Annotated in this window: 14 protein-coding genes and 1 tRNA gene; 12 read left to right on the top strand and 3 right to left on the bottom strand. The window is 57.6% G+C overall.

Features of this window, described 5'->3' with window-relative positions; all coding sequences use genetic code 11:
- Positions 1-7: 7 nt before the first annotated feature.
- Together AB1E33_RS15555 and AB1E33_RS15550 are read right to left on the bottom strand one after the other, a co-directional pair.
- Positions 8-1,069 carry a Hint domain-containing protein gene (locus AB1E33_RS15555; RefSeq protein WP_372578193.1) on the bottom strand — a complete coding sequence of 354 codons (1,062 nt, stop codon included), beginning with the start codon at positions 1,067-1,069 and terminating at the stop codon, positions 8-10.
- A gap of 97 nt (positions 1,070-1,166) precedes the next feature.
- Entirely contained in the window at positions 1,167-1,931 is a 765-nt protein-coding gene (locus AB1E33_RS15550; RefSeq protein ID WP_372578192.1) for a hypothetical protein, read from the bottom strand.
- Positions 1,932-2,119: 188 nt separating this feature from the next.
- On the opposite strand from AB1E33_RS15550, the gene speA reads away from it, so the two are divergent.
- The 10 genes from speA to AB1E33_RS15500 all read left to right on the top strand — a co-directional run bounded on the left by speA (position 2,120) and on the right by AB1E33_RS15500 (position 14,729).
- A complete protein-coding gene (speA, locus tag AB1E33_RS15545) occupies positions 2,120-4,090 on the top strand; it encodes a biosynthetic arginine decarboxylase (protein WP_372578433.1) in 1,971 nt (656 codons plus the stop codon).
- 16 nt (positions 4,091-4,106) lie between these two features.
- Entirely contained in the window at positions 4,107-5,318 is a 1,212-nt protein-coding gene (locus AB1E33_RS15540) for a saccharopine dehydrogenase family protein (protein ID WP_372578191.1), read from the top strand.
- A 121-nt stretch (positions 5,319-5,439) separates the two neighbouring features.
- Complete coding sequence (gene nspC / locus AB1E33_RS15535) at positions 5,440-6,609, top strand: carboxynorspermidine decarboxylase (RefSeq protein ID WP_372578190.1); 1,170 nt, start codon at positions 5,440-5,442, stop codon at positions 6,607-6,609.
- Positions 6,606-7,451 (top strand): agmatinase, encoded by an 846-nt coding sequence (gene speB, locus AB1E33_RS15530; protein ID WP_372578189.1) that lies wholly within the window; start codon positions 6,606-6,608, stop codon positions 7,449-7,451. Before nspC ends, speB begins: the two co-directional genes overlap by 4 nt.
- 551 nt (positions 7,452-8,002) lie before the next feature.
- On the top strand, positions 8,003-9,529 hold the full coding sequence (locus AB1E33_RS15525; protein ID WP_372578432.1) for a Hint domain-containing protein: 1,527 nt from the start codon (positions 8,003-8,005) through the stop codon (positions 9,527-9,529).
- Positions 9,530-9,634: 105 nt separating this feature from the next.
- Positions 9,635-9,880: a hypothetical protein gene (locus AB1E33_RS15520; RefSeq protein WP_372578188.1), complete on the top strand. Its 246-nt coding sequence runs from the start codon at positions 9,635-9,637 to the stop codon at positions 9,878-9,880.
- 47 nt (positions 9,881-9,927) lie between these two features.
- Positions 9,928-11,139, top strand: coding sequence for a Hint domain-containing protein (locus AB1E33_RS15515; protein WP_372578187.1), 1,212 nt, complete (start codon positions 9,928-9,930; stop codon positions 11,137-11,139).
- Positions 11,140-11,281: 142 nt separating this feature from the next.
- On the top strand, positions 11,282-11,524 hold the full coding sequence (locus AB1E33_RS15510; protein WP_372578186.1) for a hypothetical protein: 243 nt from the start codon (positions 11,282-11,284) through the stop codon (positions 11,522-11,524).
- 206 nt (positions 11,525-11,730) lie between these two features.
- Positions 11,731-12,003 (top strand): SDR family oxidoreductase, encoded by a 273-nt coding sequence (locus AB1E33_RS15505; protein ID WP_372578431.1) that lies wholly within the window; start codon positions 11,731-11,733, stop codon positions 12,001-12,003.
- A gap of 800 nt (positions 12,004-12,803) precedes the next feature.
- Positions 12,804-14,729 carry a DUF3604 domain-containing protein gene (locus AB1E33_RS15500; protein WP_372578185.1) on the top strand — a complete coding sequence of 642 codons (1,926 nt, stop codon included), beginning with the start codon at positions 12,804-12,806 and terminating at the stop codon, positions 14,727-14,729.
- 432 nt (positions 14,730-15,161) lie between these two features.
- Here AB1E33_RS15500 and AB1E33_RS15495 read toward each other — a convergent pair.
- A tRNA-Trp gene (locus AB1E33_RS15495) sits at positions 15,162-15,237 on the bottom strand.
- A gap of 162 nt (positions 15,238-15,399) precedes the next feature.
- Here AB1E33_RS15495 and AB1E33_RS15490 point away from each other — a divergent pair.
- Complete coding sequence (locus AB1E33_RS15490; RefSeq protein WP_372578184.1) at positions 15,400-16,107, top strand: lysophospholipid acyltransferase family protein; 708 nt, start codon at positions 15,400-15,402, stop codon at positions 16,105-16,107.
- 180 nt (positions 16,108-16,287) lie between these two features.
- The gene (locus AB1E33_RS15485; protein WP_372578183.1) at positions 16,288-16,722 is read left to right on the top strand and encodes a hypothetical protein; all 435 of its coding nucleotides are present in this window, start codon (positions 16,288-16,290) and stop codon (positions 16,720-16,722) included.
- The last annotated feature ends 198 nt before the right edge of the window (positions 16,723-16,920 follow it).

The raw sequence follows: 16,920 nt of genomic DNA, 5'->3' as shown, positions 1-16,920 counted from the left end.
TGCGGCGTCAGGCCACTTCGTGCATCAGCAGCGCCGCTTCGCTGTCCGTCAGCGCGCGACGGGCGAAATCACCATAGCTGTCCGGGTTGCTTTCCAGCGATGGCCGCTGTTGCAGCAACCGGGCACGGTCCTGCTCGGTCAGCGCCGAAAGCGCAGCGCTGGCCGGATGAAAGCTCTCGGTTTCAACCCCGTTGGCCCAGATGATCTGATGCGCGGGGAGCAGCAGGTGCACATAGGTCACCTCGCGTGCCCGCAGGTCCACGGTCACGCTTGATCCGTTGATCAGTTGCCGCGCGGGCACCAGCACTTCGGGTGTGTTGAATAGGGCCCGCGCTGCCCGGCCCCGCAGCAGCATCCGATGCTCGGGTGAGACCAGCAATTCGGCATCGGGGCGATCGGTCTCGAACGCCCCGGCGGCAAAGCGGATCGGTCGCAGATCCGGCATCACGAAAAGCCGCGCGCCACTCATCCGGCGCTGCCCGGCCCACTGGACCTCTTGCGCGCCGCTGTCGCGGGTCTCGACCAGATCGCCCTCGCGCAGATCCTCGACCAGTTGGAAACCGTCAGGCGTGCGGATCCGTGTGCCCGGCGTGAAACAGATGACACCGCCCGAGGCCGCGTTCATGCTTGGCCCCGGCCATGCGTCGAAGCGGTGCTGCACCACATGCAGGTCGGTTTCGCGCGGCGGTATCCCGTTATGGAACATCAGTAGCGGCTGCGACCCGCGACCGGCTTCGATCAGCGTGATGGTGAAACACTGCGCCCCGTCGGTGACCACAAAGCTGCGATCCATCAGGCGATCGCTCGGATCAGAGCCGATGTCGCTGGTTTGCTGAACCGTGGCACCAACCATCCGGTGCACCCGGTCCGCCGCGTTTCTGCGATGTGTGTCTTCGTTGCCCGTCTGTCCCCCGTCACACAGACCACCGGGTTCATCCACCCGCACGGCCTCGCCGCGCCATGACCAAACCGCCCCGTTGGTGAGTGTATCCAGTGGAGCGGCCCTAAGGCCATCGAGTTCCGTCTGTGTCCAGGAGATGACGAACGTGCCGCTAAAGCCCGTATTCATTGCCCTGATTGCCCGCTGTTATTGTTATTAACGAAAGGTTAACAGGCCAAACCGGTCTGCAAAAGCTATTCGTGTCAGGGGCCGGAGGGGCGTGATCTCAAAACCTCAGATTGATGCCCAGAGGTGTCATCGGACGGTCCTCGTTGCCGGCGTCGATGCCCTGCCCGCTAGACGCAGGGCCATAGGCGGCAGAGGGCGAATTACCCGGCCAGTCGTGTTTGGGTTTCGTTTCCAGAAGGCTGAGCGCGCCGGATGCGTCGCCCGCATCCTCACCGCTAAATGTGACCTCGGGCCCCAGGCCGACCCCCAGAAACGCACTGTAGAGCGATCCGGTCTTGGCATCCGGTGTCAGCAACTCGCCCGAAAGGCCGCTGCCCAGCGTGAACTGGGTCGCGGGATCACCGCCATCCTTGTCGCGGGTCAGCAGCTTGGTGAAGGGCTGGAAGGGCTGCAACTTGGCATCGCCATCGCGATTGAACAGCTTGGCCAGAAAACCCGCCGAATTGGTGGTGGAGGCCGCTGGATACGCCTCATCAACCGCGTCTTCCTTGACCACGTCGCGGCGAACGCTCACCTGCCGGGAAGGTTCCGCAGTGGTAGCCACCGCGATCTGCTGAATATCCGGCGCTGGCGCTTTGCGTTTGCTCCGCAAGCCGAGTTTCTGCAGAGGGTTGAGCCACCCGGTGCTCGCCTTTGGCTGGGCGCTGCGGGTCAAATCCGTGAACGGAGAGGGCAGCGCGACGTCTTGCGCGTTTCGTGAAACCGTGATCGATGCATCGCTACCCGGAACCGGGCCATCTGCCTGCGCAAAGGCGCACAGCGGAAAGACTATTGCCAAAGGGACAATGAGACGGCGCAACATATTCAATTCCCTGTTCTGTTGTGCCCCCTTTGGACCTCAGTTTTCTAAAGGAATGGTTGATCTCTCACTAGTGTATTTCGGCAACAGCTTCGAAGATTGACGCTGGATAAGCACTTAAAGGGGCCGCAAAACCCCTGTTTTGGCACCGAATTCCTTGTTGCAGGGCAAAAGAATCGCGCGTGCGGCAAATGGTTTGGGTATTGGAAGAATCGACCCCCTCGCTTAAACGCGCGGACAAGGTGACGAATTGGACGGAAGGGCAGCGTGTGTTGAAACAAAACCAGGATCCCGCGCATTCGGCCTATGCGGTCGACAAATGGGGCAAGGACCTGATCGTGGTGACCGAAGCGGGCGACATCGGGCTGAAAAACCCGCTATCGCCCGAGACACCCGCCATCAGCCTGCCGGGCATTCTGCAGGATCTGGACCAGCGCGGCATCAAGGCACCGATGCTGCTGCGCGTCAGTTCCTATCTGGAAAACGAGATCGCCCATATTAATGAGAGCTTTGCCGACGCCATCGCGCGGGTGGGCTACAAGGGGCGCTATCGCGGCGTGTTCCCGATCAAGGTCAACCAGCAGGCGCAGGTGATCGACCGGATCGTCGAGTTCGGCCAGAAATACAGCTATGGGCTTGAAGCCGGATCAAAGCCGGAATTGGTGATCGCGCTGGCGCACCGGCTGGCGCGCGAGGCGCTGATCGTGTGCAATGGCGTCAAGGATGCCGAGTTCATCCAGCTTGCCATCCTCAGCCGCAAGATCGGTTTCAACACGGTGATCGTGCTGGAAAGCCCGCGCGAGGCCGATACCGTCATTAAAGTCTACAAGGAACTGGGCATCGAGCCGCTGCTGGGCGTGCGCGTCAAGCTGACCAACCAGATAAGCGGCAAGTGGGAGGAAAGCTCGGGCGACCGCTCGGCCTTTGGCATGAATACCGACCAGTTGGTTGCCGTCGTGGACAAGCTGCGCGACGCCGGACTAAGCCACTGCCTGAAGCTGCAGCATTCGCATCTGGGCAGTCAGGTACCCGATGTGAACGACGTGCGCCGCGCGGTGGGCGAGGCCTGCCGCTACTTCACTGAGCTCACGCGTGAGGGCGTGCCGCTGACCCATCTCGATCTGGGCGGCGGCATGGGCGTGGACTATACCGGCGAAAAGAAAGCCACCGAGAACTCGATCAACTACACGGTCGAGGAATATTGCGCCAATGTGGTGGAAACCGTGTCCTATGCCATGGACGAGGCCGGGATAGAGCACCCGACGCTTGTTACCGAAAGCGGACGGGCGGTTGTGGCGACCTCGTCGATGCTGGTGTTCAACGTGCTGGAAAGCACGCTGTATGACGCGCCCAGCGCGCCCGAAGTGGACCCCGATGACCATCACCTGCTGTCGGACCTGGCGGCAGTGAACGGCTATCTCAGCGCAGAGCGGTTGCAGGAATGCTGGAACGATGCCTCGTTCTACCGCAACGAGCTGCGCGCGCTGTTCCGTCGAGGCTATGTCGACCTGCGCCAGATGGCGCGCGCCGAACGCATCTATCTGTCGCTGATGGCGCGGATCAAGGCGCTGGTGGCGGCAGCAGAGGGTGAAACCGATGTCGATGACGAGCTAAAGACCCTCGCCGATATCTATCACTGCAATTTCTCACTGTTCCAGTCGCTGCCGGATGTCTGGGCCATCGACCAGCTACACCCGATCGTCCCGCTACAGATGTTGAACCAGACCCCGGACAGACGCGCCGTGCTCAGCGACATTACCTGCGACAGCGATGGCAAGATCGACCGGTTCATCCTGTCCGACGGTGTCTCGCCCAGCCTGCCGGTGCACAGCCTGCCCGAAGCGGACGAATATTACATGGGCGTGTTCTTTGTCGGCGCCTACCAGGAAACGCTGGGCGACCTGCACAACCTCTTTGGCGATACCAATGTAGTGACCATCGATCTGCGCGCCGATGGCGGGTTCGACCTGCTGCACGAGCAGGAGGGCGACACCATCTCGGAAGTGATGTCCTATGTCGAGTTTGACCCGGGCGATTGCGTCGCGGCCTTCCGCAAAATGGTGGACGAGGCGATCTCAACCGGTACTCTGCAATCCAAGGACCGCAAGACCTTGATGAACGCTTATCGCGACAGCATCAACGGCTACACTTACTACGAATAACCAGAGGAGAATTTCCATGGGTAAGACACTGGTTGTGGGCGCGGGTGGCGTCAGCCACGCCGCCGTGCACAAAATGGCGATGAACAGCGACATCTTCACCGAGATTACTCTGGCCAGCCGGACCAAGTCGAAATGCGATGCCATCGCGGCGGCGGTAAAGGACCGCGTGGGCGTCGAGATCAAGACCGCCGCGCTGGATGCCTATGACGTTTCCGCCACCGTCGCGCTGATCCGCGAAACCGGGGCCGAGATCCTGGTGAACCTCGCCCTGCCCTATCAGGATCTGGTGCTGATGGATGCCTGCCTTGAGGCGGGCTGCCACTATCTGGACACCGCCAATTACGAGCCAGAGGACGTGGCAAAGTTCGAATATCACTGGCAATGGGCCTATCAGGACCGGTTCAAAGAGGCCGGTCTGACCGCCATTCTCGGCTCGGGCTTCGATCCGGGCGTGACCTCGGTGTTTGCCACCTGGCTCAAGAAGCACAAGCTCGACACGATCCGCCAGATCGACGTACTAGACGCCAATGGCGGCAGCAACGAACAGGAGTTCGCCACCAATTTCAACCCTGAGATCAACTTGCGCGAAGTGCTGGCCGAAGTGCGCCATTGGGAAAACGGTGCCTGGCAGACCAGCCCAGCCATGACCACCAAGGTTGAATACGACTTCCCCGCCATCGGCGCCAAGAACATGTACCAGATGTATCACGAGGAGCTGGAGTCGCTGACCACCCACTTCCCCGAAATCGAACGCGCCCGCTTCTGGATGACCTTCGGCGATGCCTATATCACCCATGCCAAAGTGCTGGAAAATGTCGGCATGACGCGCATTGATCCGGTGATGCATGACGGTAAGGAAATCATCCCGATCCAGTTCCTGAAAACCCTGCTGCCCGATCCCGGCGATCTGGGCGCGGAAACCAAGGGCAAAGCCTGTATCGGCGATATCGCGACCGGTCAGGCCAAGGACGGTTCGGGCGAGAAGACCTATTACATCTACAATATCTGCGACCACGAGGATTGTTATGCCGAAGTCGGCAGCCAAGCGGTCAGCTACACAACCGGGGTTCCGGCGATGATCGGCGCGGCGCAGGTGCTGAAAGGCAACTGGGTGCAGCCGGGCGTATGGAACATGGAACAGCTCGACCCGGATGATTTCATGGACATGCTCAATACCCATGGGCTGCCCTGGCAGGTGCATGAGCTCGGCGGCCCGGTCAATTTCTGATCCGCCGCAGGCTTCATCTGGCTAAAATTATCCCGGGGTTCGACATCGTCGCGCCATTGGTCCGAGAGACAATGGCGACGGGCAGCGCCCCGGGCCTCTCTACCTGACGGAGGTGCCGTCCATGGCAGATATGATGACAACACAGGCAGGAGATGCCGGGGCGTTTCGTCGCTTCGATCTGGCCCGAGTCCCCTCGCCCTGTTTCGTTGTCGACGAAAAAGCGGTTGAGCGGAACCTGACCATTCTCGCCGATATCGGCACTCGCTCAGGTGCGCATGTTCTCAGCGCACTCAAGGCATTTTCCATGTTCGCGCTGGCCCCACTGATCCGTCAGCATCTCGACGGCACCTGCGCAAGCGGCATCTTCGAGGCGCGGCTGGGCCGCGAGGAATATGGCGGCGAGGTCGCGAGTTACTGCGCCGGGTACAAAGACACCGACATGGACGAAATCCTGTCGCTGTCGGATCACGTCATCTTCAACAGCCCGGCGCAAAAGAACCGTTTCCTGACCCAAGCCCAGGCCGCAAAGGTGCAGGTCGGACTGCGCATCAATCCCGAACATTCTGAGGGCGAGGTCCCCAAATACGACCCCTGCGCGCCTTGCTCGCGGCTCGGCACGCCGGTGTCTCAGCTCACCACCGACATGCTTGCCGGGGTGGACGGGCTGCATATGCACACGCTGTGCGAACAGGGGTTCGAACCGCTGGCGCGGACATGGGCGGCGGTGGAGCCGAAACTCGCCCGGTTCATCCCTAATCTGAAATGGCTCAATTTCGGCGGTGGCCAACATATCACGCGGGACGATTATGACCGCGAAGCGCTGATCACCTTCATCAGGGCAATCCGCAAAAAATATGCCGTCGAGGTCTATCTCGAACCCGGCGAGGCGGTGGCGCTGGACGCGGGTATTCTGGTGGGCGAAATCCTTGACCTGCCCCACAATGGCATCGACCTCGCCATCACCGACATTTCGGCCACCTGCCACATGCCCGACGTGATCGAGGCCCCCTACCGCCCGGCGCTGATGGGGGAGGCTGAGGCGGGCCATACCTATCGTCTCGGCGGGCCGTCCTGCCTCGCCGGGGATGTGATCGGGGATTACACTTGGGCCGAGCCGCTGCATGTCGGCCAGCGCTTCGCCTTTCTCGATCAAGCGCATTATTCGATGGTAAAGACCAACACGTTCAACGGCGTCCCCCTGCCCGCCATCGCGCTGTGGAACTCTGAAACCGACGATCTGCGGATCGTCAAGAAATTCGGATATGACGATTTCAAGGAGCGTCTCTCGTGAGCATATTCCTCGACAGCGAATTGACCGCGACCGAGCGTAGCGACGCAGCGCGCTTTCGCGTGATCCCGGTACCGCTGGAGCGCACGGTCTCTTACGGTTCGGGCACCGCCACGGGACCCGAGGCGATCATCGAGGCTTCAAACGAGCTGGAACGACTCTGCCAAGGCCACGAGCCCTGTGCCGCGGGTATCTTCACCGAAAAGTCGCTGGATTGCACCGGCGCGCTGCCCGATATTATGGAAAGCCTGGCGCAACGGACAGAGGCAGCGGTGTGCGCCGGGTCCATCCCCGTCACGCTGGGTGGTGAGCACTCGCTGACCTATGGCGCGGTAACAGGCGTCGCGCGGGCGCTTGGCAAGCCGTTGGGCATCGTGCAGATCGACGCCCATGCCGATCTGCGCGTGGCCTATCAGGGCGAGAAACACAGCCACGCCTCGGTCATGCATCTGCTGGCCGAAGACGGCGTGCGGCTGGCACAGTTCGGCGTGCGCGCGCTCTGCCAGCAAGAGGTCGACAGCCGCGTCAAACACGGCGTCTTTCACCACGATGCCGAAGATCTGGTGACGCACGGGTTTCACAAGGTCGATCTCCCCGAAGATTTCCCCGAGCATGTCTATGTTAGCTTTGACGTCGATGGGCTGGACCCGTCGCTGATGCCCGCCACTGGCACGCCGGTGCCCGGCGGGCTGGGGTATTATCAGGCGCTGCATCTGGTGGAACACGCGCTTGGCGGCCGACGCTGTGTCGGCTTCGACGTGGTGGAACTGGCCCCGGACGGCAATACGGCCTGGGACTTTACCGCCGCCCAGATCGTCTATCGCCTGATGGCCGCCTGCCTCTGAGACCTGTGGGACTTCCGCCCGCGTCCGTCGCCCAGGATACGCGATGCAATTCCGTCGATGCATTTGAGAGCAAGAGGTTGCCGCCCACGGATACGTCGAAAGCGGTTTCCCCTTTTTTCGAAAGATCCAGGAGTCCTTTTTCCGAGAAGTGCGAAACGTAGGCAGATCAGTTGCGCGAAATCGCGTGGGTGCGCGATGGCTTCATGCTCGGCTAGGTAGCTTAAGCTAGCCACAACCCGGTATCTCGTCGACAGCATACAAGTGGACACCAGATCGCCTTTCGTTGCGGGTGCCAAGATGACACTCAGGGCGCATGTTGGGCGGCTCAAACATTCAGAAATGGAAGAACCGAGGACCTTAATGTGGCTATGGCTAGCCGATAGAGAATGTATACGAGCATAACCCCGTCCACGGCTGCCTGCGCCGCCCCTGCATATGGACAATGCTCGCATAAGGTGTAGAATTGGACGTTGAGTCGCCTCAAGAGATCGTTGGTTGGGCTCTTTGCTGGTGTATTTTGCAGACATGTTGGAGGATGGGTTTTGGCTACCGTGATAATCACCGATGCCAATGCGGGCGATGTCGTCGCTGTAGATGGTAACATATACATTATTGATCCATCGCTGACACAGGACGTCACCTTCACCAACGCGGGCGGCTCCGACGTCAACTTTGAAGTTCGCTTCGACCAAAGCAATCCAAACAGTTTGAAAGTCGATTTCGACAATGACCCGGGCCTAAACCCGCAATTCACGATTGCTGATGACGTGAACATTGCGGATATTCAGATCGACGCGAAAAACGCGGCTTCGACGTCCGTTTCTGTTGGGAACAACGTCGAACTTGAGCGTTACACCGGTTCCGATCAAGGCGATGACACGATTGTAGCGGGCGACAACTTCGACCTCGACGGCAATCTGGATCTTGGCGAGGGCGTAAACAGCTTCACGACCGGCGACTTCTTTAATTCCGACGGCAGCAACGTCAATATCGATGGTGGCGACGACGGAAACACAATCTCCATTGGCGCAAATGGTCAAGTCAGGAACATCAAACTCGGTGACGGAGAAGACAGCGTCACGCTTGGGGACGGGTCGGATTTCAATGACCTTGATACCAAAGATGGTGAGGACACCGTCACCATCGGTGACGGAGTAACGGGCAACAATATCGACCTCGGGGATAGTGCCGATACGCTGAACATTGGCGTGCTCGGCGAAGACGCACTCGGCGATGTGAAGGGCGGCAAACCTGACACCGGCGGGCCAGGCGTCGGCGATACACTAAACACGCAAACCGATCCAGCCGTCGTCGATTTCGCCAAAAAAATCGACGAGTTCGAGAACATCAACATCGTTTGCCTCGCGAGTGGCACGCTCATCGAAACGCACGAGGGTCCTGCGCAGATCGAAGATTTGCGCGTCGGCGATCTGGTGTCGACGATGGATCACGGGCTGCAGTCGATTCTATGGATTGGAAGAAAGAAGCTGACCAAGACCTGTCTAGCGTCACAGCCCAAGCTGCGCCCCGTCCGGATTACGGCAGGTGCTCTGGGCAGTGGCTTCCCGAAGCGGGACTTGCTGGTGTCGCGCCAGCATCGCATGTTGGTCTCGTCCAAAATTGCAATGCGCATGTTCAGCAGTCAGGATATATTGGTCGCGGCGATCAAACTGACGGAACTTCCGGGCATATGTATTGATGAGACTGTCGAAAGTGTCGAGTACTTCCACCTGCTGTTTGACCGGCACGAGATAATCTATGCCGAGGAAGCGCCGACGGAAAGCCTCTACGCGGGTGCTGAGGCTTTGAAGGCTATCTCCCTGGACGCTCGCGAGGAAATTCTGACGCTCTTTCCGGAACTGCAGGACGAGACTCATGCGCCAGAGCCAGCGCTGCCGATGCCGGCCTGTCAATTGCAAAAGCAGCTTGTGGCCCGGCACGTGAAAAACGGCAAACCGCTTCTTGAGGCCTCACCGGGTGTCAGCGATCTCATGTTCTGCATCGGGCCAGGCAGGACGACATCCTTGCGCTCTACCCTGGATTTGAAATCAGCGCATCAAAGTCCCGCGTTCCTATGAACGAGAGGCGTCACAAAGACATGGATTGCGCCTTTCCGGGCCGCCAACGGGATGGCGAGGCCATGGCCGCTCAATCGGATTCCAAAAAATCAGGAGGCGGTTTGAATGCACAAGACCGTCAATCTCGCTGCTTCCGTCCCGGCTCTGGTCGTGTCGGGCTGCACGATCCCGTTCTACTATGAAACATCACCCGTCGTGGTCGAGACGCGCCGAGGGATCGTGACCCGCCAACTCTACACGCCGGAGTTGGTGGTCTCGGACGAGGCGATACTCGCGCCCGTGGGTATGTCGATCCCGGAAGCAGACAAAATCAGTCGCGTCGAAGGTCATCGCAGAGAAAGCGATGGCTGATGGAGGCATCGTGTTGAGGTGTCGCTTAACCTTGTGGGATTAAGACTATGGCAGATGCGTTACTAGGTGGACTTGTTATCAATGAACTGCTCATTGATCCAAACGGTGCGAACAATTTCGATACTGGCAGAAACGGTGTTGCGCGGGCCGGTGACGAGTTCATTGAACTGCTGAACACGTCCACTGGCCCGATCGACGTTTCCGGCGTGGAACTGTGGGATGCCAGCCGGGACAACTGGTTTACGTTTCCCTCTGGATCGGTGCTGCAGACTGGCGCGCGGGCGACGGTCGTTCGCAACGTTCAAGCCGGAGGTAACCTGCCCACGGGCGGGCCAGATGATCTTGTGTTCGATGCCGATGTCTCCGGCGGTGTTTTGAACAACAAAGGCGACAATGCCGTTGTCTATGACCCCGCCGCTGATGCGTTCATCCAGACTACTTACAACGGTGACAGCCTCGACGATCCCACATCCGGGCCGGGCTATGTGGGGTTTTCATCAACCGCTACCCGGATCGGTACGGGTGAGGATTTCGGCTCGGACAATGATGGTTTCTCGATCCAGCGGTTAGTGGATGGCAATGATAATTTTTCAAATGATCAAACGCCCACACCTTCCGCTCAATACGTGTGTTTCACGACCGGAACGCTGATCGAAACACCCGGTGGACCGCGCCCTGTCGAACAATTGATCGAAGGCAATGCGGTCACCGCCTATGAGCCGGACGGTTCGGAGGCTGACACCGCACGGCTTCTCGTCAGGATATTCCGCCGCCAGATTGGACCCGGCGAGTTGATCCAGAACCCAAAGCTGCTTCCTGTAAAGATCGAGGCCGACGCACTTGGCAACGGATTGCCGCGGCGTGATCTGGTTGTGTCACGACAACACAAGATGCTGATTACCTCCAACATCGCTGAGCGGATGTTTGGAGCGCGAGAGGTGCTTGTGGCCGCGATCCGGCTCACGGAACTTCCGGGGTTCTATGTCGATGAGAAGGTTCAAAGCGTCGAGTATTTCCACTTGTTGTTCGACAAGCACGAGATCATCCTTGCCGAGGGTGCTCCGACAGAAAGTTTCTTTATCGGCCCCGAGACACTCAGGGTGCTTCCAAGAGAAGCTCGGGAGGAAGTTCTCACACTTTTCCCCGAGATCACTCTGGAAAGCGAGACCCCTGTTCCAGCCCGGCCCATTCTGGCCGGACGCCTGCAAAAAAGACTGATCGATCGGCACAGGAAGAATATTGAAGAGCTGCTGTGTTAAGCGCTCTCGATCACTGCGGCCAATCTCGACCTAGCCGACATTGGCTGCAGTTCAGAGGCTTGATGCACCCGGTCACCCAACAGCCCGTTTTGACGGGCGGGGCGTTGATGGTGTGGAGGAAAACAACCTGTTGATACCCGGAATGCCGTCTCTTTGGGGCAGTGACGTACCTGTCAAGCTTACTGGATCAATCGACATCAATGGTGAAACCGCGCGGGCCGAATTCGAGACCACGCTGTCTCGCGCCCTGTTTGGCATCGGTGAAGCGACGGCGCAGTATCTACCTGAACACGGTGCAAATGTCGTGCTCGCGGCACGGTCAATTAGCGCCATTCAGGCCATCGCTGATGAACTTCGGCAGACCGGCGTGAGAGCAACCGCTTAGCCTGCGATGTCAGCAATCACAAAGCGGTATCAAACCTGATGCGCCATACGCAAATTACCTTTGGCGGCGTTGATATCCTGGCAAACAAGGCGGAGTTGATCGACCCCATCACCCGCATCGCGAAAAACGACCCGGAGGCCTAGGGCACCGTCATCGATGTGAAAGTGAAAAGTGTCTATCATGCTCTGCGCTCCACCAACCCGATCATGCGGGAACAGGATAGCGGGACAATCATCAACATCTCGTCCGGGGCAGCCAACTCGTTTCTCGAAGGTTGGTCGCATTATTGCGCGATCAAGGCGTCCAACATTAACCCCGTGGGCCAGCTTGATCCGTTGTCTCACATTCCCGCCAAATGGGTCGCAAAAGCGATTGCCTATTTATGCGGCCGGAGGGAGTTCAATTTGTCGGACAGGACTTTTCGTCGAAGACTGAGGAGGGCCTCAATCGCGCAGGCCGTCCAGCGCTCCAAAACTTGAGAAAGTGAACATCCACGCCTCAGCGCTGGATGTCCGCATTGTCCTGTGTGGATGGCTCCCTTTTTCGCAAGTCCAATTCGCGCTTGGTGATGTGTCAGAAGCAGTCTTGTATTCAGCCTGTTTGCGCGACGCACATGATCGTTGGCCCTGATGGTTTCCGGCAACCAAGTCACATTCCGCGCATCGAACAGCAAGCGTTCAGGGCAAAGCGCGCGGTGTCTTGGTTTCAGGCTGACAAAGCTCCATCACGTCATTGGTCTTGCATTACCTGACCGCAGGCCGGGTACACGTTGTTTTTCCGAAAAATGCACAAAATAGCGCACAAGATTAGGTACAGCCATTCTGTTATCTTGGCGTAAGCTATTGATTTTACTGGCAGGGCCAGCAGGGATCGAACCCGCGACCTACGGTTTTGGAGGCCCTTGAAGGTCGTTGTTTCTATTGCCAAAAATTTCCAACCTGGCAAAATACTTTTATAAAAATAGAGGCTTACAAGGACTTTCCCAACCATAAGAGATGGCACAAGCCACCCAAAGGTTGGCGACTGCATTCCTACTTGCGTCGCTCGGGCCCGCAAGCATCGCCGTTTCCCACGTATGCTTCACACGCTCTGACCTGCGGATTGGAACCCTTCCCAGATACCTTGTGCTCTCTGGCGTGTCGCAACGTGCACTTTGAGCCCAATGTGGACGTATGGTCCGATGTAGCATTTTGCTTATGGTGCAGTTTGCGCTGTATCTGCCTTATGATATTGGTAAAAAAATAAAATATCGATTTCATGATGCCTATGGGAGCCGATTATGGCCAAATTTGCTTTCTGGTCGCTCGCACATATCGCCGTCGTCGGATCCACCCTCATTCTGCCCCACCCGGCTACGTCGCAAGAATTAGGTGATTTGGGCTCCCATCCGACTGAGGACATCGAGTATTCACCTTACATAAAGGACGACTTCCCAAATCAGGTCTTTTTTGGCGATACACATCTGCACACGGCTTTTTCTGCCGATGCCGGTCTGGTAGGTGCAATTCTGACGCCAGATGACGCATACAGGTTTGCCAAAGGTGAAGAGATCATCTCATCCAATGGTGTTCCTGCACGTCTGCAACAACCTTTGGATTGGTTGGTTGTCACCGATCATGCAGAAAACCTGGGTCTGCCAATAGCGCTTGAAGAAGAGAACCCCGTCTTGCGGGAGAATGAGTGGGGGCGCAAAATCAGCGAGATTTACGCTCCTCGGACGGATGATTCCAGAGCCTTGTCGTATGATACCTGGATGCAGGACGCACTTAACGTTGTCACCGACCCGCTTGCCGGGACCGGGTTTAGTGAGGCCATGTGGCCGCGCATTACAACAGCGGCTGAAGAGCACAATCAGCCAGGCACATTTACGGCGCTGATCGGCTATGAATGGACGTCCGGACCCAATGGCAACAACCTGCACCGGAACGTCATTTTCCGAGATGGAAAATCGCGCGCGGATCAGATCATCCCCCTCAGCGCCTATGACACTGAAGATCCCGAAAAATTATGGGATTGGTTAGAAAACTATGAATCTTTGACAGGTGGTCGAGTGCTGGCAATTCCGCACAATGGCAACTTGTCAAACGGACTGATGTTCGATGATATCACCCTTTCGGGTGAGCCGGTTAACCGCGATTACGCATTGCGCCGTCAACGTTGGGAACCGATCTACGAGATTACTCAGATCAAAGGTGATGGAGAGGCACATCCCTTGTTGTCACCAACGGATGAATTTGCCGACTATGGAACTTGGGACAAAGGAAGTTTTGGGCCCGAGCCCAAGTCAAACGATATGTTACCCAAAGAATATGCCCGCAGTGCTTGGAAGCGTGGCATGGCCTATGAAGACGATTTTGGCGTCAACCCGTTCAAATTTGGTGTGGTCGGATCAACGGATTCGCATACAGGCCTTTCTACCGCACAGGAAGACAACTTTTTTGGTAAAGTGTCGCTTGTCGAACCGTCCTCCAACCCGCATCGCTTTGAAGAGCGCATCACAGGGCGTTTCACCCCGGATGACCCATCTGATGACCTGACCCATGCGGATGGGTTGGCTGCGGGGTTGGCTGCGGTCTGGGCGCGTGAAAACACCCGTGAGGGTATTTGGGATGCGTTAATGCGCAAAGAAGTATTTGCGACCACTGGCACTCGTATGCGCGTGCGCGTTTTCGCCGGCTTCAATTTTAAAGAAGATGACCTTTCTCGTTCTGATTTTGCGAAATATGGATATGCAAACGGAGTTCCGATGGGAGGGGACTTGACCGCCAGTCGGCAAATGGGTGCGCCTAAATTTCTGGTGCGGGCGTTGCGTGATCCAAATGGTGCAAATCTTGATCGTGTTCAGATTATTAAGGGGTGGCTGACCGAAACCGGCGACATGAGCGAGCAGGTTTTTGATGTTGCATGGTCAGATGACCGGATTATGGGCGCCGACAACAAGCTTCCACTGGTCGGTAATACAGTGGATGTCGAAACCGCAACTTACCGAAATTCAATAGGAACCCCCTTTCTTGAAGCTTTCTGGGAGGATCCGGACTTTGCTCCAAGCCAGCGTGCATTCTATTATGTTCGTGTTCTGGAAATCCCAACACCGCGTTGGACTACTATTGACGCTTTGGTGTTTGGAATTGACCGACCGTCGCATCTTGAGCCTTGGCAACAAGAAAGAGCCTACACCTCTCCGATTTGGTTCACGCCGGAATAACGAACAAAGACCAACCAATTGGGTCACCGCTCGCAAACCTTGGTCACCAACATAGCAAACTCCGAAGTAGAGCACTGACACCTACCCATATTACAGATTTGAATGGCAGCTAAATCCGCATTGCCGACATGGGTAACGAGTATTTCCCAGACGCCCTAATCAGTCGCGCGGCAGCGTTTTAGAGTGAGCTAGTTCGGACTGTGTTGCCGGCGGTTACCAGACGAATTGGAATCGAAATAGCGACTATCACTGGGCACAACCTCGAGTCTGCGGAGGCTAACTTGGAAGTGCACAATCTGAGCTGGAATATGAGGCTTACAAAATCGGAAGCTCGTAGGCCGGAACAAAGGTAAATTGGAACAAAAATCCCAAGTGACTCCCAACTGGTCCAACTTGGTCTGATCGAAAACAGTGTAAGTCATTGATTTTATTTGGCAGGGGCAGCAGGGTTCGAACCCGCGACCTACGGTTTTGGAGACCGTCGCTCTACCAACTGAGCTATACCCCTAAGGCCGTGCTTGGCATAGGCCAGCGGGGCGCGGGACTCAAGGGGGTTTCGACCGCTTGACGCATAATTTTCCAACCCCGCGTTTGGGCCGGGCCAAGAAAACGGATTGCGCTGATGTGGCGATCGGGTAAGACAAAGACCGGTTTTCCGGGGGAAGCAAACGTGAGCCTGCGCAAGAAGATCGCCGATAGCGAAACGGTCCTGAACTGGGCCGCGCGCCGGATCGCCTGGTATATCCGGCTGGTGCGCAAGCATTCCACCTGGCAACGGATCGGGTACGAGGAGCTGGACGCACTGGTCGATCAAGGCGAACCGGTGATCGTGGTGCTTTGGCACCAGCGGCTGACGCAGTCGCCCTACTTGTTCCCGCTGGACAAGGGGCGCGTCTGCACGATCACTTCGGCCGCACGGGCAGGCAGCATGGTAGGCCGGGTGCAGAAGCTGTTCGGGATGGACACGATCGCCATGTCCAGCCGCACCCGCCACGTAGCGCTGTCGCGCGCGGTGCTGGGCAAGATGAAAGACGGCATTTCGATCGGTATCGCCGCAGACGGCCCGCGCGGCCCGGAACGGGTGTTGTCCACCGTGCCACTGGTCTGGGCGCGCAGTTCGGGCAAGCGAGTCTTCGGTATCGCATATTCCTGCCGCCATGCCTCAGAGGCCGGCACCTGGGACCGGTTGCTTCTGCCCCGCCCCTGGCGCAACGAAGGGGTGCTGCTCTGCCGCGAATGGACTGAGACGGTGCCCCGTAAAGCCAACGAGGAACAGATCGAGGCGCTGCGGCAAAGCCTTGAGCAGCACATGAATGACATCACGGCGGAAGCGGACCGGATGGTGGGGCGGGACCCGTGGGTATCTACTGCCAATTGAGCAGCGCCTGAACTGGTCGCATCCGAACACGCGAGAAACCCAGCGTCGAACTCCTCGCTAAGGGCGCCCGCGCGTTACAGGTAATCAAGAGGTGAGACAAGTGAGGTTTCTCTTTCTTGTTTGGGAAACTCAAATGCCCCTAGGGTTGCACCGGTTCGCTTCGTTTCACCACGGGTAATAATGTTCAAATCAACTGCAATGTTCTGGGGCTTTGTAATTCTTGGCGCCGTAGTTTCCAACATCCTGTCGATTGTCGCTCATTATCAACACGACATTCCCAGAGGGGTTCCGTTAGCGCGCCTTGGGACCATGGGAGCAGTGACGCAAGTATTCTTGATGGTACTGCCATTGATTATTGCTTCAGTATTAGTGGGTTTTGTTCGCATTCGACGCGATCCGCACCCTCCGGCCAGAGACGAGATCAAAGGTCTCACCAAGGCCATTGCGATGTCAGCGTTGGTTCTGTGTCTTGCTTTTTGGATCCTAAGCGGAGCTTGGTTCGGCCTGGTTCAAGCTCCGGTCTGGGCAATACCTTTAATTGTTTTCGGGCCGATTCTAGGCGTAGCAATTATATTCTGGCTGGTATTTTCGATGACTACTCATTTGTTGCGCTAATCAATTGCGAAGTCCGCAGGCCAACTGCCCGGCAGTTCGTCAAAACTGCCACGAAAAAAGGCCGCTCCTGTTTGGAGCGGCCTTTGTTTGTTTCTATGGTGCGGGCTCGCTTTGCTCCTTCGGAGCAACGGCTGCCCACCAGTCGGCAAAGCCGACTTATTCGATGATCTTCGACACCACGCCGGCGCCGACGGTGCG

Source organism: Ruegeria hyattellae (assembly GCF_041537925.1).
Classification (GTDB): Bacteria; Pseudomonadota; Alphaproteobacteria; order Rhodobacterales; family Rhodobacteraceae; genus Ruegeria_C.
The sequence above is the reverse complement of the archived record's forward strand: the minus strand, read 5'-3'. Positions and strand labels throughout refer to the sequence as shown.